Annotated in this window: 1 protein-coding gene; it reads left to right on the plus strand. The window is 45.7% G+C overall.

What is annotated here, in order from left to right; all coding sequences use genetic code 11:
- Positions 1–1,198 (plus strand): outer membrane protein assembly factor BamA (gene bamA / locus R7E47_RS24805; RefSeq protein ID WP_318085416.1); only part of this gene is annotated, 1,198 nt, incomplete at both ends.

The following is a 1,198-nucleotide window of genomic DNA, read 5'->3' on the forward strand; positions in this document are numbered from 1 at the left end:
AAGAAAGGGGTATACATTACTCTTGGCTTGGAAGAGGGCGAAGTGTACACCGTCAAAGATGTAAAATTCCGCGGTGACCTGATTGGTGAAGAAGCGACCTTCGAACGACTCGTTCCATTCGAAGACAATGAAACGTACAACGGTTCTCTTGTGACTTCAATGGAAGAAGGCATCAAGCGTGTGCTTGGTGAATCTGGCTACGCTTACCCTCAAGTAAACACCATCCCTGAATTTGACGATGAAAACAAACAAGTCTCCTTGGTTGTGAATGTTGATCCAGGTAATCGAATTTACGTTCGCGACATTCGTTTTACTGGTAATAACTCAACGAAAGATGAAGTGTTGCGTCGTGAAATGCGCCAAATGGAAGGCAGCTGGCTAAACTCCAAGTCGATTGAAACTGGTAAGACACGTCTTAACCGTCTTGGCTATTTTGAAAACGTAGAAGTACAAACGGTTCGTGTACCGGGTAGTGATGATCAAGTTGATCTGGTTTACTCGGTTAAAGAAGCGAACTCAGGCAGCGTTAACTTTGGTGTTGGCTACGGTACCGAATCAGGCGTCAGCTTCCAAGTTGGTCTGCAACAAGACAACTTCTTAGGTAGCGGTAACCGCGTTGGTATCAACGCGATGATGAACGACTATCAAAAGAACGTGAGCTTAGACTACCGCGACCCATACTGGAACCTTGATGGTGTAAGCTTGGGCGGTAAGATTTTCTACGATGAATTTGAAGCATCGGAAGCGGGTATCGTTGACTATACCAACCAAAGTTATGGTGCAAGTTTGACATGGGGTTTCCCATTTGACGAACTGAACCGTTTTGAATTCGGCGTTGGTTATACCCACAACAAGATCGGTAACTTGTCACCTTACTTGCAGGTAGAGCAATTCTTGCAAGCTCAAGCAGACAATATCGACTCAAGCGGTGCGTTAAACACCAACGACTTTGATTTCAACATCTCTTGGACTCGTAACAACCTGAACCGAGGTTATTTCCCGACAGCGGGTAACCACCAACGTGCATTCTACAAGATGACCGTACCTGGCTCTGACGTTCAATACTTCAAAATGCAGTACGATGTGCGTCAGTACGTGCCTTTGACTAAGAAGCATGAGTTCACGCTCTTGTTCCGTGGTCGCTTAGGTTATGGTAACGGTTACGGTCAGACGGATGGCAACGATAACTTGTTCCCAT

It is taken from the genome of Vibrio sp. Vb1026, from assembly GCF_033338745.1.
GTDB classification, from domain to species: domain Bacteria; phylum Pseudomonadota; class Gammaproteobacteria; order Enterobacterales; family Vibrionaceae; genus Vibrio; species Vibrio alginolyticus.